Genomic DNA, 20,144 nt, shown 5'->3' on the forward strand with positions numbered 1-20,144 from the left:
AAAAAGAGAAGAGTGTATTAAACGCCTGCACGCCAGCGTTTCAACAGTAATGAATTGGTAATGACTGATACCGAACTCATTGCCATTGCGGCACCTGCAATTACGGGGCTTAGCATACCTGCTGCTGCCAGTGGAATACCTAAAATATTATAAAAGAATGCAAAAAACAGATTCTGCCGGATTTTGTGCAGTGTGCTGCGCGATAGTGAGATGGCATCCGCAACACTCATCAAATCATTGCGCATCAATGTAATGTCAGCGGCTTCAATTGCTATATCTGACCCAGCACCAATCGCAAAACTTACATTCGCAGCTGCCAGTGCAGGTGCATCATTGATCCCATCTCCTACCATTCCGACAAACTGACCATCTGCCTTGATTTTTCCGATTTCGGCTGCTTTATTCTGAGGCGAAACTTCTGCATGAAAAATTTTTATTCCCGCCTCTTTTGCGATGGCGGCAGCCGTAGTCGGGTTGTCACCTGTCAGCATCATGACTTCAATGCCCATATCCTGGATACGCTGAATTGCTTTTATGGAAGTTTCGCGTAGTGAATCCGCAATGGCAAGATAGCCGATTACCCGGACTGATTCATTAATTTGGATAGCGACACCCACGACGGTTTTACCTTCTGTCTGGAGTGCAGTGATACGCTGCTGATCGAGCACAGCGCCTTTTTCTGCCAAAAATTTGGGTGAACCAAGAATGTAAGATGCATTGTCGATATCCGCTTTGATTCCGCTGCCGGTCACAGAGGTAAAATTGGTTATCGCCAGTAGTCTGATTTTTGATGAAGAAGCATATTGCGATACCGCCTTTGCCAGGGGGTGTTCAGAGCCTTGTTCCAGTGAAGCTGCAATCTGTAATAAATCGTGCTCATTCACCTCATCGGCCACGATAATATCTGTGACTGATGGATGGCCTTCGGTCAGCGTCCCTGTTTTATCTACAACAAGCATCTGGATTTTTTCTGCGAGTTCCAGTGCGGTCGCGTTTTTTACCAGAATTCCTTCCTGTGCTCCTCTTCCTGTGCCAACCATGATTGCAGTAGGAGTGGCCAGACCCAGTGCGCAAGGGCAAGCAATAACCAGTACTGCTACTGCATTGATGAGTGCTATGACGAAATGGCCTGTAAGCCACCAGGTTAGTCCCAATGTCAGAATGCTGATACCAATTACAATTGGTACAAAAATACCAGAGACAGTATCTGCCATACGCTGGATAGGTGCTTTAGAGCCCTGTGCAATCTCAACCAGACGAATGATGGCTGCAAGCTGGGTATTTTTACCGACACCCGTTACACGGCATTTGAGTAAACCATGCTGATTCTGGGTAGCGGCATAAACCTTTGCGCCCACCTGCTTGGTAACCGGCTGGCTTTCACCTGTCAACATGGCTTCGTTTATGCTGGAAGATCCTTCAATGACGATGCCATCGGCGGGCAGGCTTTCGCCCGAGCGGACAAGAAAAATATCCTCATTCTTAAGGCTATTGATATCGATCTCGATAATTTCCCCATCACGTTCGACTCTGGCCGTTTTGGGCTGAAGTTTGATGAGTGTTTCAATGGCTGCTGAAGTTTTTCTTTTTGCTCTGGTTTCCATCAGCTTGCCCAGAAGCACGAGCGTGATGATCATCGCGCTGGCCTCAAAGTAAACATGCTGGTCCAGTTGCAAAATGATGACGGCGGTGCTGAAGAGATAGGCCATGCTGGTACCCAGTGCGATGAGTACATCCATATTGGCTCCTCCACCACGCAGTGTGCGCCAGGCGCTGATATAGAAACGCCTGCCGGGCCAAAACTGAATCAGCGTTGCAAGCAGCCATTGCAGCCAGTAAGGGAGCAGGTTGTTGTGATTACCCGTCAGCATCATGATCATTTCCAGCATGAAGGGTACAGTCAGGGCGGCAGAGATCCAGAATATATGGAGTTCTTTCCGGTAGGCAGCTTGATTGCGGGATTGTTCTTTAACGTAATTGTCATCACTGATCTGATTAGCGCCATAACCTGCCTTTTCTACAGCAGAAACCAGTTGCTCGACCGAAGTAATGGCGGGATTGAAGCTGATATAAGCAATTTCTGCAGCCGGATTCAATATGGCTCTGACTCCGGGTATTTCATTCAGGACAGTTTCGATACGATTTGCGCATGCGGCACAAGTCATGCCGCTGATTTGCAGCTGTACGGTCTGTTCCGGGACCTGGAATCCTGCCTTTTCGATGGATTGAACCAGCTCTTCAGGGTGGGTGGAATCGTGATCGAACTTTATGAGGGCTTTCTCATTGGCAAAATTGACAGCTGCATGCACGCCCGGCAGTTTGTTGAGATTTTTCTCGATCCGGGCAGCGCATGCAGCGCATGTCATTCCCTCGATGGGTAATTCAATTGTTGTTGGTGATGAGGGTGTATTCAATTTCCCATCCAGGTGGTCAACTTCAGTCTTTTTCACCTAAAAAGGCCAGCAGCAACTGTATCAGGCTGATGAACAAATTATACAGGCTGAGATAAATACCCAATGTTGCCATGACGTAATTGGTTTCACCGCCATTTACGATACGGTTCACATCAAACAGGATGAATCCGGAGAAAACCAATACTGCTACGGCAGAAATTGCCAGTGAAATTACCGGAATGGCCAGGAACAAATTGACCAGAGAAGCCAAAATTACCAGAATTATCCCAGCCAGCAAAAAATTGCCAAGAAAACTAAAGTCTTTACGTGTGGTTGTGGCTATACCGGCAAGCGTGAAAAAAATGATACCTGTTCCTGCAGCAGCCAGGCCAATCAGTTGTGAGCCATTTTTGAAATGGAGTGCGTACTGAAGCAAGGGACCTAACCACCAGCCGGCAACAAAGGTAAACAGGAAAAGCAGAATGATTCCCCACATACTGTTGCGTGTAGCGCTGACGGCAAACATTAAACCTATCATTACCGCCAGCATTACGAGTGAACCCACAATTGGGGATTGTGCCAGGAATGAGAAATTGGTACCGGTGCCAATGACTGACCCGACTATAGTCGGAATCATGGTTAAACTAAGCATCAGGTAAGTATTTTTCAATACTTTGTTGCGTACGCCCGAATTAACGGTGTTTGATACAGGAGTTGCATATTTGGGGTTAAATTGCATGTTTTTTATTTCCTTCTGAAATTTAAGAAACAGGACAAACTAGACTACCTTGAGAACGTTAAAGTTGCAATTTGGTTCGAACCAAATACACAAACCAATAACCATGATATGGAAATAGTTTTTATGGGTTTGTGTGCAATATCCAAGGGCAAGCTAAATCCACCCGAGCGGGCGTGGTATGCAGAAATTGCCGGCACAAAAAATTTTCCACGATGTGAAAAAGTAATTAATTCCCATGGCAGCAGCGTGGTAATTTTTCTATAAGAATCATGATTTTCCTCCTTGTGCTGGTAGCATTCGAATGCTAAGATTCCCCGAAAAACTGCCACCCGGTTTTTATATCTATTTATGCTCGGGTGAAAGATCAAATAAAAGCCGGTAAGGGCGAAGGATAAGTGTAGAAAACATTCTATGGTCACAGATGGAATGTAGATATTGATTTAGTAATTAATGTGGGGGGGTAAGATATGAGTGGTAGTAAGTTGATGGCGGCACTATCAGGTTTTACAGTTCTTGGTTTATATTCGGGCATGGCAATGTCAAGTAAGTACAACTTGCCTGAGCCGCAGACACCTATTGCGCAACAAATCTATGATCAGCATATGATGGCGTTATGGATCTGTCTGGTAATTTTTATAGGTGTTTTTGGCGTAATGGGTTATTCCATTATTAAACATCGTAAATCAGTAGGTTATAAAGCAGCTAATTTTCATCATAGTACGGCTATTGAGTTTATATGGACGACTATTCCAATATTGATTCTGGTTGCAATGTCATGGCCCGCTACCAAAACTGTAATCGAAATGAAGGATACGAGTGAGGCGGATGTCACCATCAAAGCTACGGGCTATCAATGGATGTGGGGCTATGACTATATCCAGGGTGAGGGTGAGGGAATCAGTTTCTACAGTCAGTTATCTACACCTCAGGATCAGATTCGTAACGAGGCAACCAAAGGGCAGGATTATTTACTGGAAGTAAACAATCGTGTAGTGGTTCCGACCGGGAAAAAAATTAGAATTCTTATGACGGCAAATGATGTGATTCACGCCTGGTGGGTACCCGCTCTCGGTGTAAAGCAGGATGCCATACCCGGATATATTCGTGATGCATGGTTCAAGGTTGAAAAACCTGGGGTATATCGTGGTCAGTGTGCTGAGCTGTGTGGTAAAGAGCATGGTTTCATGCCAATAGTTGTTGAAGTCATGGAGCAAGAAAAATATACCCAATGGGTTGCAGAGATGCAAAAGAGTGCATCTGCCGGGGTTGTTAATACAGCTCTTGTTGAGCAGAGCTCAGGTAAGAACTGATTTATTCCGATTGCTGGTTGAGATTTAGATTACGTTAGATTAGAGGAGAAAATAATGGCAGTAATACAAGACGTGCATGGTCATGGACATGACCATCCGACCGGTATAATGCGCTGGTTGACCACAACCAATCACAAGGATATTGGGACGCTTTATTTGTGTTTTAGTCTTGTTATGTTGTTTGTGGGTGGTTTTCTGGCAATGGGTATCAGGGCTGAGCTCTTTATGCCTGGTATTCAGATACTTGAACCGGAAGTGTTTAATTCATTTACTACACTGCATGGATTGATCATGGTGTTTGGTGCTGTCATGCCGGCATGGGTAGGGTTTGCAAACTGGCAGGTGCCATTAATGATCGGGGCTCCGGATATGGCATTTGCCCGCCTGAATAACTGGAGTTTCTGGTTGTTACCCGTCGCAGCATTGTTGCTGATTACTTCATTTTTTGTACCGGGTGGTGCCGCAGCAGGTGGCTGGACATTCTATCCCCCTCTTTCAACACAGGGTGGTATGGGTACAGATATGATGTTGTTTGCAGTCCATATCCTGGGAATGTCGTCAATTATGGGTTCAATCAATATCATTACAACCATATTGAATATGCGTGCACCAGGCATGACATTGATGAAGATGCCAATGTTTGTATGGACATGGCTGATTACTGCATATCTCCTTGTGCTGGTAATGCCCGTGCTTGCTGGTGCGGTGACGATGGTACTGACCGATCGTAATTTTGGTACAAGTTTCTTTAATGCTGCTGGCGGTGGTGATCCTGTGATGTTCCAGCATATCTTCTGGTTCTTTGGACATCCAGAAGTTTACATCATGATTCTTCCAGCATTTGGTGTCGTTTCAGAGATCATTCCAACTTTCTCACGTAAGCCCTTGTTCGGTTATTCATCAATGGTCTATGCAACAGCCTCGATTGCTTTGCTGTCATGTTTCGTATGGGCACACCACATGTTTACAGCTGGTATGCCTGTAGCAGGTCAGCTGTTCTTCATGTATGCAACCATGCTGATCGCTGTTCCGACAGGAGTGAAAGTGTTTAACTGGACTGCAACCATGTGGCGAGGTTCAATGACATTTGAAGTTCCGATGCTGTTTTCAATCGGGTTCATCTTCTTGTTTGTCATTGGTGGTTTTAGTGGTGTTGTGTGCGCAATTGTGCCAGTAGATATTCAGGTGCAGGATACATACTACGTTATCGCCCATTTCCATTATGTACTGGTCTCGGGAGCATTGTTTGCATTGTTTGCCGGTGCCTACTACTGGTTGCCAAAATGGACCGGTCATATGTATGACGAGTCATTAGGTAAATGGCATTTCTGGTTGTCAATGGTTTTCTTCAACGTGGCGTTCTTTGTACAGCATTTCCTCGGTTTGGCTGGTATGCCTCGCAGAATTCCAGATTACGCACTGCAGTTTGCTGATTTCAACATGATTTCAAGTATTGGTGCATTTGGGTTCGGGTTGACTCAGCTTCTGTTTGTATACATTGTGATTAAGTGTGTACGGGGTGGGGAAAAGGCTGCGGATAAAACATGGGAAGGTGCAACCACTCTTGAGTGGACACACCTGCCTTCGCCAGCTCCTTATCATAGCTTTGAAACACCGCCTGTCGTTAAATAAACAGGATGAAATTCAATGTCTCAAGATGAGGATGCAGAGTTAAAACGCAGAAAGTTAAGAACTGCATTGATTCTGGTTATCATGGTGATAGCCGTTTATATCCTAACAGTCATATTTAAACAGCAATGAAACAAGATGTAGCCAAAACCAACGTAGATATACTAAAAAAGTTACTTGTTTTTAGCGTGGTTATGTTTGGTTTTGGTTACGCACTTGTACCGCTGTATAAAAAATTCTGTGAAGTAACTGGTATATACGAGCTGGAGCGTCCAGATACACTGACGAAACATACCGAAGTAGATAACACAAGATCAATCAGCCTGCTGCTAGACGCAAATGTACGCGGACTTCCTTGGAAGTTTAAGTCATTACAAGCCAGTATCCATTTGCATCCGGGTAAGCTTACGGAAGTTATGTATGAGATTAGTAATGAGTCTGAAGAGGTGCAGGTTGGACAGGCAATTCCCAGTTACAGTCCTAAAAACCTGGAGAGATATCTGAAGAAAATAGAGTGCTTTTGTTTTTCAAAACAAGAGTTACAAGGCAAAGAAGTTAAGCAGTTGCCTGTCAGATTCTTAATAGATCCGGAAATACCTGGTGATATTCACACCGCTACGATTTCATATACTTTTTTCAACGTAAAAAACTGATTAAGTTGCAAATGGGAAAAGAAAATGAAAAGGTAACATCAGCTTTACAAAATTCTGATATGGAAAAAGCATCTATGTATCAGGTGGCTGAAGCAGTTTTATTTTCATTTATTGGTATTAGAAAAAAGAGCGATCTGGAACACGATGCAGCCAAGATTAAACCTGTTCAAATAATAATTGGTGGTCTGGTTGGTGGCGTTATTTTTATTTTAAGTATTTTGTCAGTAGTCAAGCTTGTAACAGGTTAAGTTAATAACGAGGAGGAAGATTAAATGAGTCAAGGAACGGGTTATTATGTGCCTTCCCCATCCAAGTGGCCAATTATAGGCTCTACTGCCCTGTTTTTTATGGGGTTTGGGGCGGCGTTTACGATGAACAAACTGCCACTTGGCTATGGCATGCTGATCACTGGGCTGGTTATTTTGGCCTTTCTGATTTATGGCTGGTTTCGTGAAGTTTCACTTGAGAGTGAAGCAGGTAAGTATAAAGCCCAGGAAGATAAATCTTTTAGATGGAGTATGGGTTGGTTTATTTTTTCTGAGGTTATGTTTTTTGCATCATTTTTTGGTGCTTTGTTTTATATGCGTGTGCTTTCAGTACCTTGGTTAGCTGGAGCTGATCAGGAATTGCTTTGGTCGGGTTTTTCTGCAGACTGGCCGACAGCAGGTCCTGGATTTGATGAGAAATTTACTCCAATGGGGGCATGGGGAATTCCAGCAATTAACACTATGTTGCTTCTGACCTCTGGAGTGACAATTACTCTGGCACATTGGGCGCTGAAAAAAAATGATCGTGGTGCTTTAAAACTGTGGTTGTTTGCAACGATAGCACTGGGAGTAACATTTCTTGGCTTTCAGATATATGAGTATGCCCATGCTTATTCAGATCTCAATCTAAAAATGACCAGTGGTGCATACGGATCGACTTTCTTCATGCTGACTGGTTTTCACGGGTTTCACGTGACAGTTGGTACAATCATGTTGATTGCAATTTTCTTCAGATGTCTGTCAGGCCATTTTAAACCGGAACACCATTTCGGGTTTGAAGGGGTAGCATGGTACTGGCACTTCGTGGATGTTGTCTGGTTGGGATTGTTTATTTTTGTCTATTTGGTGTAACCAGGGTAAAAGTAAATCAGCTAGGCTATAAACTTAATTGTTATTGGAGACAGAGGCCCAGCTCTTTACAGAAGGTGGGCCTCTGAAACATGTATAGTTATTAATCTGTGCTGATGTTCAAACAGCAATTTAAACCGGCGTTATGGTCAACAGCAGTTACTATTTTAGCGATTGCACTTTTTTTAAAGTTAGGATTCTGGCAATTATCCAGAGCGGAAGAAAAAGAGGCCAGTTTTGCCCTCCTGGAACGTTATGCTCAGCAACCACCAGTTACAGTTCCTGAGCCACTAATAAAACTGGATGATTATTTATATCGCCGGGTAGAAGTTCACGGGTATTTCGAAGCTGAACATACCATATTTCTTGATAACAAAACACATCAAGGGGTTGTTGGCTACCACGTGCTTACACCACTACGTCAAGTGAACAGTACAACTTATGTGTTGGTTAATAGGGGCTGGGTTTCTGGAGGTAACGATCGATCACTTTTACCAGATATCTATACTCCGGATGGACTGGTTTACCTGACAGGAGTTGTTGTATCGCCGTCAATCAGGACGTTGTCACTATCGGATAAACAATTTACTGGTAAAGTCTGGCAAAGTTTTAGCCTGGATAGCTATCAGAATCTGACCGAACTTACTTTTCAGCCTTTTCTGCTATTACAGCAGAATGAGACACAGGGTGATGGTTTGATAAGGCAATGGGAAAAGCCTGATTCCGGATCTTCAAAAAACATAGGTTATGCTTTTCAGTGGTTCTCACTGGCTGTCATGACTTTGATTATTTACATCGTGTTAAATGTCAAACGAAAAAGTATCGCGTAGCCGGCTGAAGCTAATCCTGATGATGCTGGTGATATTATCTCCAATTGTCATTTCGTCTTTTTTACACCGATCTAATTTCCGGCCGGATCATACTGTCAATTATGGTGAGTTGCTTGAAGTCAGGCCATTACAGGGAGAAGCAACAAATCTGACGGATAATACAATTTTTCGTATACGGCAGTTGAAAGGTACCTGGAATTTATTAATCATTGACTCCGGAAAATGTGAAGAATATTGCCAGGAAAAGCTTTATACGCTCAGACAGGTTCGTCTCGCACAGCATGTCGACAAGGACAAGGTTCAGCGAGTGTGGTTAATTAATGACGATATTAGACCTGATCAGGAGACAATCGATAAATTCAAAGGAACTAGATTGGTATTGGCGAATGGTAAGGATTTATTGAAAGAGTTTCCTGCTGAGAACAAGCGGGAAGATCATATTTATGTTGTTGATCCTATGGGTAACTTAATGATGAGATATCCCAGGAATGCAGATCCGCGGAAGATGGTCGGTGATTTGAAAAGATTACTGAAACTTTCTCATCTGGAACATTAACAGGTGAGCAAAGTGACGAAAATCAGGTTGGATCTGGCTTTATCTAAAACGTAATATAAAAACAGGCAGACTTGCCTGTCATTAGAAAAGATTGTGAGGAGTAAGTAATGACTACAAGTTCATTAGCCTGGCAACAGGCAACGGCACGTGTTCAGCAGTTTTATCGACTTACTAAGCCACGCGTTGTTTCACTCATTGTATTTACTGCCGTGATTGGTATGTTTTTATCAGTTCCTGGTGCAGTACCTTTAGATAAACTAATCTTTGGAACAGTTGGAATCTCGCTTGTTGCTGGTGCAGCAGCTGCCCTTAACTGCCTGGTTGAATACAAGTTCGATGCAATCATGGCTCGCACGAAGGGAAGGCCTTTGCCTCAAGGAAAGGTAAGTGTTCCTGAAACACTTTTCTTTCTTGTATTGATTGGTGGCTTTGGTCTGTTCATGCTTCACCAATGGGTCAATCCGTTAACAATGTGGCTGACTCTCGGTACTTTTGTCGGTTATGCGATCATATACACTGTGATACTTAAACCTCTTACACCTCAAAATATTGTAATCGGAGGTGCATCTGGTGCAATGCCACCAGTACTGGGGTGGGCAGCAGTTACAGGAGAAATTTCTGCAGATGCTCTATTGCTGTTTCTCATTATTTTCGCATGGACACCACCACATTTCTGGGCATTGGCCCTTTATCGCAAAACAGATTATGCAAAAATTGGTATGCCGATGCTTCCAGTGACTCATGGTGATGAGTTTACGCGTCTGCATGTATTACTTTATACAATTATTCTTTGTGTAGTAACCGTACTACCCTATCTTACTCAGATGAGCGGTCTGATCTATTTGGGGAGTGTGTTGATTCTTGATGCGATATTTTTCTATTACGCAATCAGAATCTACCTGCATTACACTGACCAGATTGCCAGAGAAGCTTTCCGTTACTCTATAGCTTATCTCGCGCTGCTGTTTACAGCATTGCTGGTAGATCACTACTTTTATTTCTGATACAGAGAAATCTGGATTGACATATAAGCGGCTCCAGAGAGAGTAATACTGGGGTCGCTTTTGATAGGATGATCAGGGAAACAGCTTTCCAGGATTCAGAATATTATTAGGATCAAAAGTCAGTTTGATCTGCTTCATCAAAGTCAGAGTAGCGTCATTGAGTTCCTTACCAATATAGGGGCGCTTTTCGGAGCCTATACCGTGCTCACCCGAGAGTGTGCCATTGAGGCTGATGACCAGATCAAATATCTGATCCAGGCATTTATATGCACGTTCACTTTCGCTGGGGTTGTCCGGGTCGATGAGCAGGTTAACGTGAATATTCCCATTTCCAGCATGTCCGAAATTTACGTTGGCAATCTGATATTGCTTGCATAGTGCGGATAATCCGGCCAATAACCGGGGAATTTTATCGACTGGAACTACGATATCCTCGTTGATTTTCTTGGGTGCAATATCCCGCAGCAAGGGCGACAATGTTTTCCTGACCTTCCATAAATCTGCCGTATTCTGAACGGATACTGCTTTCAATAACCCGGAGTTCTTGCAAGCAGCTAAAAGTTTTGCTGTTGTTTCCGGGATTTCATGTTCTGTACCATCGACCTCGATCATCAGCATGGCCTGAGAGTCGCTTGGTAATAACTCAGGATTTCTGGCACGAATGAGATTAAGTGAGCCCGAATCCAAGAACTCAAGAGCACTCGGTCCTTGTGGCTCTTTCATGATAGATACGATTGCTGACGCACAACTGTCAGCATTCTGATAATGCGCAACAAGTCCACTTTTGGCAGCAGGTAGCGGAGTCAGCTTAAGTGTCATTTCCGTTATGACAGCAAGCGTACCTTCTGAACCAATCAGCAAACGGGTCAGATCATAGCCAACGACACCTTTGGTGGTATAGCACCCGGTTTTAATAATGTCCCCTTTCCCTGTTACTGCGGTCAATCCAAGCACATGATCGCGGGTTGTTCCATATTTGACCGCATGTGGTCCTCCTGCGCTGGTGGCAAGATTCCCGCCAATAGTTGAGAATGCCGCACTGGAAGGGTCGGGTGGCCAAAAAAAGCCATGAGGTTTGGCAGCAGCTTGAATGGTTTCGTTTAAAACACCGGGCTCGGTGACGAGTACCCGGTTGGGGGGGTCGATCGAGATGATTTGTGCCATCCGTTCCAGTGAGAGCGTAGCTCCGCCTTGCTCGGCCAAGCTGCCGCCAGCCGTACCGGTGCCTCGTCCGCGTGGTGTCAGAGGTATTTTGAACTGGTTACATAACTGGACAGTTCTTGCGGCTTCACCAGTCGTCAGAGGAAATATGACACACTCGGGAGGAAAAAACTTCCTGCTGTTATCGTAGGCGTAAGCGTAACAATCCACCGGATCGAAATAGAGTCGATCGGAAGGAATCAGATTCTGTAGTGATTTGATAAACTCCGCAGGCAGCATTTACTGATGCCGAGGACGGCTCGGAAAGATCAAAAAGGTATTGTTTAATCCAGATACTCAAATACTTTTACAACTTTTGTCACGCTTTCCGTGGTACTGGCAATGTGTGTAGCCTTTTCGCCTTCATTACGTTTTACCAATCCCAGCAAGTACACCACGCCATTCTCAGTAACGACTTTGATGTGATTGACCTGGAATACCCGGTTATTGATAAAACGAGCTTTAACCTTGGAAGTAATCAGCGTGTCATTGCTGCGTGAAGCCAATGAACTCTTCGGTGCAACGATGATTTCGTTGGAAACATTCAGTACGTTTTCCACACTCATAGCCAGCTTTTCCACTTCTTTCCTGGTAGATTCATCAGGGGCTTCACCTGTCAGCAAAACGTTACGGTTAAAACTGGTGACATTCACGTGTACTTTGTCACCAAGGCGTTCACCGATTCTGCGGCTGGTTTTGAGCTCGATCCTCTCATCTTCAATATACATCCCGCTGCTGCGGCGGTCTTCAACCATTAATGCTCCGGTTCCCGCACCGACTCCCACACCTGTCAATACCATCGGCACACAGCCCGTTAGAAGGAATAAAATTTGTACTCCCAATATCAGCTTGATGAAAGTATTTTGCATAATGATTTAAACGTACAATAGACTTTATTTATTTGCCTGAAAGAAACAGTGATATACCAATATCGGGGTTTTCCGCAACACGAGGCTCGCAGCAGAGTAATCCTGCAAACATAAAGTGCGTAGTCTAACACCGGATCAATCTGTACTGATTACTAACCGTCATCCTTTATTGTCTGGAGACTAAACTTTAGAATATGAATCTGTTACTTTCACTGAATTTAAGCTGTTTCAGGTATTTCACAGAATACCGCATATTGTGCAGGTGAAAATGAAGCTTTTTATAGAGAATCACGTATGACAGTCAGGACGATATTGGTAGTCGATGATTCGCCGACAGATCGCCATATTATTTCCAATATATTGATCAGGAGTGGCTATCAGGTGGGAGTGGCCGAGAGTGGTGAGGAGGGTGTCATCAAAGCCAGGGAAATCTGGCCGGATTTGGTGCTGATGGATGTGGTCATGCCTGGAATCAATGGTTATCAGGCAACACGTATACTTGCCCGAGATGGCGCAACTCGCCATATCCCTGTCATTCTCTGCACAACCAAAGATCAGCAAACCGATAAAATCTGGGGATTGCGACAAGGTGCGCGGGATTATATTACCAAGCCGGTCGTAGCTGCCGAGTTATTGCAAAAGATTGCCGGACTGAACTGATTTCAATGACAATTAATGCCATGTCGGAACGCCAGTCATCACTCACTGAGCAAATCAATAAAAGGGTTCAGGAAACTTCAGCCACCATTCCGGTACTGGGAATCACCATTAGTGAAGACCGGTGGCTGATACCAATGAGTAACATCAGTGAAATATTGCCGGTACCCAAAATAACCCCGGTTTTTCTGACACAGCCATGGTTCCTCGGTGTCATCAATGTGCGTGGTAATGTTTACGGTTTGTGTGACCTGAGCCATTATCTTGACAACACATCCACCTGCATCAGCGCAAAAACCCGGGTCTTTCTGACCATCCCTCGCCTGGGTGTAAGTTATGCCATGCTGGCAGGCAGTGTTCTCGGTATCCGGAATCTGATGGAGTTTGTTCCCCAGTCAGATCATGAGGACAAACGACCTGTCGTGGCCGGCATATACAAAGACCGTCAGGACAGACTTTGGCGCATGCTGAATTTACCGGCACTGCTACAACTCGAGTCTTTCCAGCGGGCGGGCAGCTGAATTACCTCCAGTCTCGGCTGTGCTGCCTGATTTTATGAATGTAATCTGACAATTTTTCTTCAATTTTTTTAATTTCTCAGACATGCCGTCTCCCTCTGCCATAAACGAAAAAGTCAACATCCTGGCTGAAGCATTACCCTATATCCGGCGTTTTCACGATAAAACCATTGTCATCAAATATGGCGGCAATGCCATGACTGAGGAAGCGCTCAAGCAGGGTTTTGCCAGAGATGTGGTATTGCTGAAACTGGTTGGAATGAACCCGGTCATCATCCACGGCGGTGGCCCGCAAATTGATCACATGCTGAAACGGGTCGGTAAGGAAGGCGTATTCATACAAGGTATGAGGGTTACAGATGCCGAAACTATGGACATCGTCGAAATGGTACTTGGCGGCCTCATTAACAAGGAGATCGTCAATCTCATCAACCGCCACGGTGGACAGGCAGTAGGGTTGACCGGAAAAGACGGAATGTTCATTCGCGCCAAAAGAATGCTGATCCAGGATAAGGAAAAAGCCGGGGAATGGATCAACATTGGCCAGGTCGGTGAAATCGAGTATATCGACCCTTCACTAATCGCATTGCTCGATACCCGCGATTTCATTCCCGTGATCGCACCCATCGGTGTTGGCGAAGATGGAGAATCCTACAATATCAATGCTGATCTTGTAGCAGGCTGTCTGGCAGAAACGCTCAAAGCCGAAAAATTGATTCTGATGACCAACACACCTGGTGTGCTGGATAAGAATGGTAACCTGCTCACCGGTTTGACTGCCGGTCGGGTGGATGAACTATTTGCAGATGGCACGATTTCCGGTGGCATGCTACCCAAAATAAAATCTGCGCTGGATGCGGTCAAGAATGGCGTCAAATCCTGCCATATCATCGATGGGCGAGTACAGCATGCCCTCCTGCTCGAAATACTGACGGACGAAGGAGTGGGAACCCTGATCAAGGGTGATGGCTGATAAACCCAGCCGGAGCAGGAACCGTTTATGTCATGGGATGGTGTAGCGATTCTTTGTTCCGTATTTTTGCCGCATCATTATCGACGCGATGTGAGCCGTCTGACGGGAAAACTCAGCTAATGGTAAAAAGTACAATTTTTTGGCAGTCAGCCGGGGTGCCTTGTCGACTTTGCGTTTAATCTGAATAAGTAACACGAGTTGTTAGCTGCAACTTGACGTAGATCACTATCGCAGTGTTTTGAGTGCCTGTGCCCATTTATACAGTTCATTCAGCATCGTTACTGCAGAGCTGGTGTGATGTTCACTGGGCATAAACTGTTTGTGTTCACCGATGAGTGTGGAAACATTCTGAATAGCCACAGCTTCCATCATAGGCATGATTTTCAGGGTGGTCAGGGTCTGCTTCAGAATCTGTGCCGAGCGTAATCCACCTGATACTCCACCGTAACTTACTATCCCGGCAGGTTTGTAATTCCACTCTTTGTAGACATAGTTGAGCGCATTGAGCAGCGAAGGCGGCGGGCCAAAATTATATTCCGGCGTAACGAATACGTAAGCGTCTGCTGCGCTGACGCTGGCTGCCCAGTTTTTTGTATGCGCATGTTGATAGTGCTGGCGTATGGGATGTTCCGGCTCGTCGTATACCGGCAGATTGAATTCGGCCAGATCGACTGGCACGACTTCAAATTTGCCGTGTTGTACGGCGACCTCGCTAAACCATTTTGTGACATAAGGGCCAATACGCCCGGGGCGGGTACTGCAGGTAATGATATGAAGTTTCATGGCTATCATTTTCCTTTTCGAGAAATTTAGAAATATTCTGTCAATCCTGCTCGATCCGGTAATTGGCAATCAGCCGGAATTCGCTGCCGGGCTGGATATGTACCCGGTCTGTTGCAGCGTTGGTGGTCTCCACACAAATGAAACGCAGGTAATCATCGTCTTCCAGATCTGCCATTTCAGCCGAAATTTTTGCCCAGGGGTTCCATACTACTGCTGTTCGGTTACCTTTGGAAGTAATGTGGATACGGCGCTTGCGGGCAGTATCATGAATGACGAGATTGCTGCCAACCGACTGGTAGATTCGATCCACTTCCGCATCGATAGTCACCGATCCAGTTTGGTTTTTTTCCAGGTTATCGTCCACTTTGTCGATATAGCGGGTATTTTCCAGACCGGATACATGGGTCTGGCGAATATCTCCCACGCTGAAATAGGTATGAAAAGCCTGGGTGACGGTGCACGCCTGTGAACCGGAATTGCGGGTTACCAGTTCAAGATTGAGCGTATCGCCGATAGTGATTTCCAGCCGCAGTACGAATGAGCGGGACCAGATGGATTGTGTTTCTTCGGTATCTGTCGATCCCAGTACGATGCGAGTATTGCCTTCCGGTGTTGCGGATACTTCGACGATATCCCACATGCGGTTACGCATGAAGCCATGTGCGGGACGCCCTCTGCCTTCCGGGTCCGGACCGAACCACGGCCAGCAGATTGGCACGCCTCCCTTGATTGCCTTGCCCGCCTGATAATAGGCGCGCTTGCTCAGGAACAGAAGATCGTCCTGAATACTCTGAGGCCGGTATGCAAGTACCTGCCCGGCATAAACCGAGATCAGCGCGCTGGCTTTGTCATTCCTGACATGAATAAAGGGCAAACCTCCTTCACCCTCTGCAAAAACTACCTGTTCCCCAATTTTGTAATTTTTGTTTAATTGTTCAATATTCATCATTTTCCCGTTTAGAAATGCAAAAAATCCTGTAACCACTGGCATCAGGTCAAGTATCTGGCCGCAGTCTATGCTGAATGATAAACTCAATCGGTTACTGCATAAACACAAAATGCTCAAAGTCTTTTATTCGAGGAATCAACATGGCCCATAATTTATTCAACAGTTTAAGCACGCTATCACTTGCCAGCGGTAAAACCGTTCAGTTTTATTCACTGCCTGCGCTGGGTGCGGCTGGTTTGGGAGCAATTTCGCGCCTGCCGGTTTCAATTCGTATTGTGCTGGAATCGATATTGCGAAATTATGATGAAAAAAAGATCACCGAAACTCATGTCAGGCAGCTTGCCGGTTGGCAGCCGAGAGCAGAACGTACCCAGGAAATTCCGTTTGTGGTGGCGCGCATCGTACTGCAGGATTTTACCGGCGTGCCGCTGCTGGTTGATCTGGCCGCAATGCGCAGTGCAGCCAGGAGATTGGGAAAAAATCCTGAATTGATCGAACCACTGGTGCCGGTTGACCTGGTAGTCGACCATTCGATTCAGGTGGATTACTACGGTGACAGCCAGGCACTGGCACGCAATATGGAAGTGGAATTCCAGCGCAATCAGGAACGCTACCAGTTCATCAAATGGGGGATGCAGGCATTCGATACATTTGGCGTGGTGCCACCGGGAATCGGTATCGTGCATCAGGTCAATCTGGAATATCTCGCGCGCGGCGTGCATCAGAAGGATGGACTGATGTACCCGGATACACTGGTAGGAACCGACTCGCATACCACGATGATCAACAGTATCGGTGTGGTGGGCTGGGGAGTAGGAGGGATCGAGGCCGAAGCCGGTATGCTGGGACAACCGGTCTATTTTCTGACACCGGATGTGGTGGGTGTCAATCTGACCGGGCGGCTGCGGGAAGGAGTCACTGCAACCGATCTGGTGCTGACAGTAACGGAAATGCTACGCCGGGCCAATGTCGTGGGCAAATTTGTCGAGTTTTTTGGTGAGGGTGCTGCTTCGCTCAGTTTGCCGGATCGTGCCACGATTGCCAACATGGCACCCGAGTACGGCGCCACTATGGGTTTTTTTCCAGTGGATGATGTAACACTGACCTACTTCCGTCATACCGGCCGTACTGATGAAGAAATCGATGCGTTTGAGCGCTATTTTAAGGTACAAGAATTATTCGGCATGCCGCACCCGGGAGAGATCGACTACAGCCAGGAGCTGACGCTCGATCTGAATACGATCGTGCCTTCTCTGGCCGGGCCGAAGCGCCCGCAGGACCGGATAGCACTCAAAGATCTGAAATACAGCTTTACTGAACTTTTCAGCAAATCTGTCAAGGAAAATGGTTATGGCAAACCGGCAGAAGTGTTGGATGATACTTATTCCACCCGCGACAGCCGTCACGTGGAATCCAAGCTTTGCATCGCCCCTGACACCAGTCAGAGCGAGTTGACGTTACCACCGGGCAGTGCGCGCAATGCGGTTGAAATGGTCAATAATCATCCCACACAGCAGACTGCTGTCCCTGTATCGCCGGCACGACCGATTAAGTTGCATCATGGCGATATATTGATTGCCGCGATCACTTCCTGTACCAACACATCCAATCCGAGTGTACTGATTGCGGCAGGTTTACTGGCTAAGAAGGCGGTGGAGAAAGGTCTGTCAGTCAGGAAACATATCAAGACTTCATTGGCACCCGGTTCCCGTGTCGTTACGGAATATCTCGGTGCTGCCGGTTTACTGCCCTATCTGGAGCAGCTTGGTTTCAGTCTGGCCGGTTACGGCTGCACCACCTGTATCGGAAATTCCGGGCCTCTGCTGGAAGTCATTGAAGAAACCATTGTAAAGGATGATCTGGTATGTGCGGCTGTGCTGTCAGGAAACCGTAATTTTGAGGCACGCGTTCATCCCAGCATTCGTGCCAATTTTCTGGCTTCTCCGCCGCTTGTGGTGGCCTATGCAATTGCTGGAACGGTGCTGAAAGATCTTACCCGTGAGCCGCTGGGAGAGGGTAAGGATGGCAAGCCCGTGTGGTTGCAGGATATCTGGCCGGACAGTGCCGAAATCGAATCGATGATGAAATTTGCGACCCAGGCAGAAACTTTCCGCCGCTTGTACAGTGATTTCACCCGGGACCACCCGCTCTGGAATGGCATTACTGCGGTGACAGGCAGGCTGTATGACTGGCCGGATTCCACCTATATTGCCGAGCCACCGTTTTTCGAGGATTTTTCTCTGGAGATCGACCGAACCAGAACACCGGATGCCATTCATGGTGCGCGTGCGCTGGCGATTTTTGGTGACTCGGTGACTACTGACCATATCAGCCCGGCGGGAGCCATCAAGGAATCTTCACCGGCAGGACAATATCTGCTGGCACATGGCGTTGCCCGGATGGATTTCAACAGTTACGGCTCACGCCGGGGCAATCACCATGTCATGATGCGTGGTACTTTTGCCAATGTGCGTATCAGAAATCTGATGATACCCGGCAGCGAGGGAGGTGTTACGCTGTATCGCAGCAAGGATGATCCCAATGGCAGGCAAATGAGTATCTTCGATGCAGCCATGCGGTATATCGAAGATGGAACATCTGTGATCGTATTCGCCGGCAAGGAATACGGTACCGGATCAAGTCGTGACTGGGCTGCTAAAGGCACGCAACTGCTGGGCGTCAAAGCAGTTGTCGCAGAGAGTTACGAACGTATCCATCGCAGCAATCTGGTCGGCATGGGTGTGTTGCCTCTGCAGTTCAAGGAGGGTGATAGCGTCAGTTCACTGGGTATTCAGGGCAATGAGACATTCGAGCTTCCTGATCTGGGCAATATTCAGCCACAGCAGGAAGTGACACTGATCATTCACGGGCAGGACGGCTCCCGCCGGGAAATCAGGCTGCGTTGCCGCATCGATACTGCTATCGAGGTCGACTATTATTACCATGGCGGTATTCTGCCTTATGTCCTGAGAAAAGCGTATGCGTGAGTTACCTTGGTTTTAGTCGTCCGCGAGTTGATATCAGAATTATCGTGAAGCGCTGCAAGCTCTGAATGGTCCATAAAAGAGATCATTCAGAGCCGGGGCTATAGGTAACAATGTCGCGTATCACACCGTATGACCGGCTTGGAATAAATATGATGGTGTAAAAGGCAGGAATTACCTTAGCCGAATCGGCCGGTAATGTAATCTTCAGTCTGTTTGTTTTTTGGTTTGATGAAGATGGTGTCGGTAGCGCCAAATTCGATCAGCTCACCCATATACATATAGGCGGTGTAGTCCGATACCCTGGCAGCCTGTTGCATATTGTGGGTCACGATCAGGATCGTAACCTTGTTCCTGAGATCCGAGATCAGTTCTTCGATACTTGCGGTTGCGATTGGATCCAGCGCAGAGGTGGGTTCATCGAATAAAAGGATTTCAGGATCCGTCGCCAGAGCACGGGCGATACACAGTCGTTGCTGCTGGCCACCCGAGAGATTGAAGGCAAGATCTCCAAGCCGATCTTTGACTTCTTCCCATAATGCAGCATTACGCAGTGCATTTTCTACCCGTTCCTCGAGAATGGAACGGCGTTTGACACCTCGTATCCTGAGGCCATAGGCCACATTCTCAAAAATTGACTTGGGAAAGGGATTGGGTTTTTGAAATACCATACTAATCCGCATCCTGACTTCGATCGGATCCACTTCGGGTGAGAGAATGTTTGCATTATCCGGGTGGAGGATGATCTCTCCCTCGTAATGGTTACGCGGATACAGATCATGCATGCGGTTGAAACATCGGAGGAAGGTCGATTTACCGCAGCCTGACGGCCCGATCAGGGCAGTTACCTGTTTTTCATAGACCATCATATCGATATTTTTAAGTGCCTGATAACCCCCGTAATAGAAGTTCAGTTTATTGACCACTGATTTCTGGACAGTAGAATGAGTGTGGCCGCTGGCAGGTTTGAATATTTGCATGA

Annotated in this window: 19 protein-coding genes; 12 read left to right on the forward strand and 7 right to left on the reverse strand. The window is 46.3% G+C overall.

The genetic code is table 11. The features are described from left to right. Positions 1 to 17: 17 nt before the first annotated feature. Positions 18 to 2,414, reverse strand: coding sequence for a heavy metal translocating P-type ATPase (locus tag HRU73_RS12020; protein WP_287398827.1), 2,397 nt, complete (start codon positions 2,412 to 2,414; stop codon positions 18 to 20). A gap of 22 nt (positions 2,415 to 2,436) precedes the next feature. Next, positions 2,437 to 3,132 carry a Bax inhibitor-1/YccA family protein gene (locus HRU73_RS12025; protein WP_287398828.1) on the reverse strand — a complete coding sequence of 232 codons (696 nt, stop codon included), beginning with the start codon at positions 3,130 to 3,132 and terminating at the stop codon, positions 2,437 to 2,439. 467 nt (positions 3,133 to 3,599) lie between these two features. On the opposite strand from HRU73_RS12025, the gene coxB reads away from it, so the two are divergent. The 8 genes from coxB (at position 3,600) to cyoE (ending at position 10,229) form a co-directional block, all read left to right on the forward strand. Further along, on the forward strand, positions 3,600 to 4,442 hold the full coding sequence (gene coxB / locus HRU73_RS12030; protein ID WP_011111626.1) for a cytochrome c oxidase subunit II: 843 nt from the start codon (positions 3,600 to 3,602) through the stop codon (positions 4,440 to 4,442). Between the two features lie 54 nt (positions 4,443 to 4,496). After that, complete coding sequence (gene ctaD, locus HRU73_RS12035) at positions 4,497 to 6,074, forward strand: cytochrome c oxidase subunit I (protein ID WP_011111625.1); 1,578 nt, start codon at positions 4,497 to 4,499, stop codon at positions 6,072 to 6,074. A 125-nt stretch (positions 6,075 to 6,199) separates the two neighbouring features. Continuing rightward, a complete protein-coding gene (locus HRU73_RS12040) occupies positions 6,200 to 6,724 on the forward strand; it encodes a cytochrome c oxidase assembly protein (RefSeq protein ID WP_276679853.1) in 525 nt (174 codons plus the stop codon). A gap of 11 nt (positions 6,725 to 6,735) precedes the next feature. After that, entirely contained in the window at positions 6,736 to 6,972 is a 237-nt protein-coding gene (locus HRU73_RS12045; protein ID WP_041356621.1) for a DUF2970 domain-containing protein, read from the forward strand. A gap of 24 nt (positions 6,973 to 6,996) precedes the next feature. Next, a complete protein-coding gene (locus HRU73_RS12050; protein WP_011111622.1) occupies positions 6,997 to 7,842 on the forward strand; it encodes a cytochrome c oxidase subunit 3 in 846 nt (281 codons plus the stop codon). Positions 7,843 to 7,955: 113 nt separating this feature from the next. Beyond that, positions 7,956 to 8,669, forward strand: coding sequence for an SURF1 family protein (locus HRU73_RS12055; protein ID WP_276679850.1), 714 nt, complete (start codon positions 7,956 to 7,958; stop codon positions 8,667 to 8,669). Positions 8,670 to 8,688: 19 nt separating this feature from the next. Then, on the forward strand, positions 8,689 to 9,225 hold the full coding sequence (locus tag HRU73_RS12060) for an SCO family protein (protein ID WP_287398829.1): 537 nt from the start codon (positions 8,689 to 8,691) through the stop codon (positions 9,223 to 9,225). Between the two features lie 107 nt (positions 9,226 to 9,332). Continuing rightward, positions 9,333 to 10,229 (forward strand): heme o synthase, encoded by an 897-nt coding sequence (cyoE, locus tag HRU73_RS12065; RefSeq protein ID WP_011111619.1) that lies wholly within the window; start codon positions 9,333 to 9,335, stop codon positions 10,227 to 10,229. Between the two features lie 72 nt (positions 10,230 to 10,301). Here cyoE and HRU73_RS12070 read toward each other — a convergent pair whose 3' ends face one another. Together HRU73_RS12070 and HRU73_RS12075 are read right to left on the reverse strand one after the other, a co-directional pair. Then, entirely contained in the window at positions 10,302 to 11,669 is a 1,368-nt protein-coding gene (locus tag HRU73_RS12070; RefSeq protein ID WP_287398830.1) for an FAD-binding oxidoreductase, read from the reverse strand. A 44-nt stretch (positions 11,670 to 11,713) separates the two neighbouring features. Then, positions 11,714 to 12,298, reverse strand: a complete 585-nt coding sequence (locus tag HRU73_RS12075; protein ID WP_276677895.1) for a BON domain-containing protein — start codon at positions 12,296 to 12,298, stop codon at positions 11,714 to 11,716. Between the two features lie 294 nt (positions 12,299 to 12,592). Here HRU73_RS12075 and HRU73_RS12080 point away from each other — a divergent pair, with 294 nt between their 5' ends. The 3 genes from HRU73_RS12080 (at position 12,593) to argB (ending at position 14,446) form a co-directional block, all read left to right on the forward strand. Beyond that, the gene (locus HRU73_RS12080) at positions 12,593 to 12,958 is read left to right on the forward strand and encodes a response regulator (RefSeq protein ID WP_287398831.1); all 366 of its coding nucleotides are present in this window, start codon (positions 12,593 to 12,595) and stop codon (positions 12,956 to 12,958) included. 5 nt (positions 12,959 to 12,963) lie between these two features. After that, the gene (locus HRU73_RS12085) at positions 12,964 to 13,476 is read left to right on the forward strand and encodes a chemotaxis protein CheW (protein WP_287398832.1); all 513 of its coding nucleotides are present in this window, start codon (positions 12,964 to 12,966) and stop codon (positions 13,474 to 13,476) included. A gap of 82 nt (positions 13,477 to 13,558) precedes the next feature. Continuing rightward, positions 13,559 to 14,446: an acetylglutamate kinase gene (argB, locus tag HRU73_RS12090; protein WP_287398833.1), complete on the forward strand. Its 888-nt coding sequence runs from the start codon at positions 13,559 to 13,561 to the stop codon at positions 14,444 to 14,446. Positions 14,447 to 14,671: 225 nt separating this feature from the next. Here argB and HRU73_RS12095 read toward each other — a convergent pair whose 3' ends face one another. Both HRU73_RS12095 and HRU73_RS12100 read right to left on the reverse strand, forming a co-directional pair. Continuing rightward, positions 14,672 to 15,229, reverse strand: a complete 558-nt coding sequence (locus HRU73_RS12095) for an NADPH-dependent FMN reductase (RefSeq protein WP_287398834.1) — start codon at positions 15,227 to 15,229, stop codon at positions 14,672 to 14,674. Positions 15,230 to 15,269: 40 nt separating this feature from the next. Continuing rightward, positions 15,270 to 16,103 (reverse strand): D-hexose-6-phosphate mutarotase, encoded by an 834-nt coding sequence (locus HRU73_RS12100; protein ID WP_287398835.1) that lies wholly within the window; start codon positions 16,101 to 16,103, stop codon positions 15,270 to 15,272. 215 nt (positions 16,104 to 16,318) lie between these two features. Here HRU73_RS12100 and HRU73_RS12105 point away from each other — a divergent pair, with 215 nt between their 5' ends. After that, positions 16,319 to 19,165 carry an aconitate hydratase gene (locus tag HRU73_RS12105; RefSeq protein WP_287398836.1) on the forward strand — a complete coding sequence of 949 codons (2,847 nt, stop codon included), beginning with the start codon at positions 16,319 to 16,321 and terminating at the stop codon, positions 19,163 to 19,165. A 176-nt stretch (positions 19,166 to 19,341) separates the two neighbouring features. On the opposite strand, the gene pstB is transcribed toward HRU73_RS12105, so the two are convergent. Continuing rightward, positions 19,342 to 20,142, reverse strand: coding sequence for a phosphate ABC transporter ATP-binding protein PstB (gene pstB, locus HRU73_RS12110; protein WP_011111610.1), 801 nt, complete (start codon positions 20,140 to 20,142; stop codon positions 19,342 to 19,344). Positions 20,143 to 20,144: the final 2 nt, after the last annotated feature.

The organism is Nitrosomonas sp. H1_AOB3 (assembly GCF_015709435.1).
Taxonomy (GTDB): domain Bacteria; phylum Pseudomonadota; class Gammaproteobacteria; order Burkholderiales; family Nitrosomonadaceae; genus Nitrosomonas; species Nitrosomonas europaea.

Excerpts from the sequence above, each read along its gene's own strand:
- argB (WP_287398833.1), top strand. The coding sequence starts at position 13,559 with ATGCCGTCTCCCTCTGCCATAAACGAAAAAGTCAACATCCTGGCTGAA.
- HRU73_RS12085 (WP_287398832.1), top strand. The coding sequence starts at position 12,964 with ATGACAATTAATGCCATGTCGGAACGCCAGTCATCACTCACTGAGCAA.
- HRU73_RS12080 (WP_287398831.1), top strand. The coding sequence starts at position 12,593 with ATGACAGTCAGGACGATATTGGTAGTCGATGATTCGCCGACAGATCGC.
- HRU73_RS12060 (WP_287398829.1), top strand. The coding sequence starts at position 8,689 with ATGATGCTGGTGATATTATCTCCAATTGTCATTTCGTCTTTTTTACAC.
- HRU73_RS12050 (WP_011111622.1), top strand. The coding sequence starts at position 6,997 with ATGAGTCAAGGAACGGGTTATTATGTGCCTTCCCCATCCAAGTGGCCA.
- coxB (WP_011111626.1), top strand. The coding sequence starts at position 3,600 with ATGAGTGGTAGTAAGTTGATGGCGGCACTATCAGGTTTTACAGTTCTT.
- pstB (WP_011111610.1), bottom strand. The coding sequence starts at position 20,142 with ATGCAAATATTCAAACCTGCCAGCGGCCACACTCATTCTACTGTCCAG.
- cyoE (WP_011111619.1), top strand. The coding sequence starts at position 9,333 with ATGACTACAAGTTCATTAGCCTGGCAACAGGCAACGGCACGTGTTCAG.
- HRU73_RS12025 (WP_287398828.1), bottom strand. The coding sequence starts at position 3,132 with ATGCAATTTAACCCCAAATATGCAACTCCTGTATCAAACACCGTTAAT.
- HRU73_RS12075 (WP_276677895.1), bottom strand. The coding sequence starts at position 12,298 with ATGCAAAATACTTTCATCAAGCTGATATTGGGAGTACAAATTTTATTC.
- HRU73_RS12095 (WP_287398834.1), bottom strand. The coding sequence starts at position 15,229 with ATGAAACTTCATATCATTACCTGCAGTACCCGCCCCGGGCGTATTGGC.
- HRU73_RS12055 (WP_276679850.1), top strand. The coding sequence starts at position 7,956 with ATGTTCAAACAGCAATTTAAACCGGCGTTATGGTCAACAGCAGTTACT.
- ctaD (WP_011111625.1), top strand. The coding sequence starts at position 4,497 with ATGGCAGTAATACAAGACGTGCATGGTCATGGACATGACCATCCGACC.
- HRU73_RS12105 (WP_287398836.1), top strand. The coding sequence starts at position 16,319 with ATGGCCCATAATTTATTCAACAGTTTAAGCACGCTATCACTTGCCAGC.
- HRU73_RS12070 (WP_287398830.1), bottom strand. The coding sequence starts at position 11,669 with ATGCTGCCTGCGGAGTTTATCAAATCACTACAGAATCTGATTCCTTCC.
- HRU73_RS12040 (WP_276679853.1), top strand. The coding sequence starts at position 6,200 with ATGAAACAAGATGTAGCCAAAACCAACGTAGATATACTAAAAAAGTTA.
- HRU73_RS12045 (WP_041356621.1), top strand. The coding sequence starts at position 6,736 with ATGGGAAAAGAAAATGAAAAGGTAACATCAGCTTTACAAAATTCTGAT.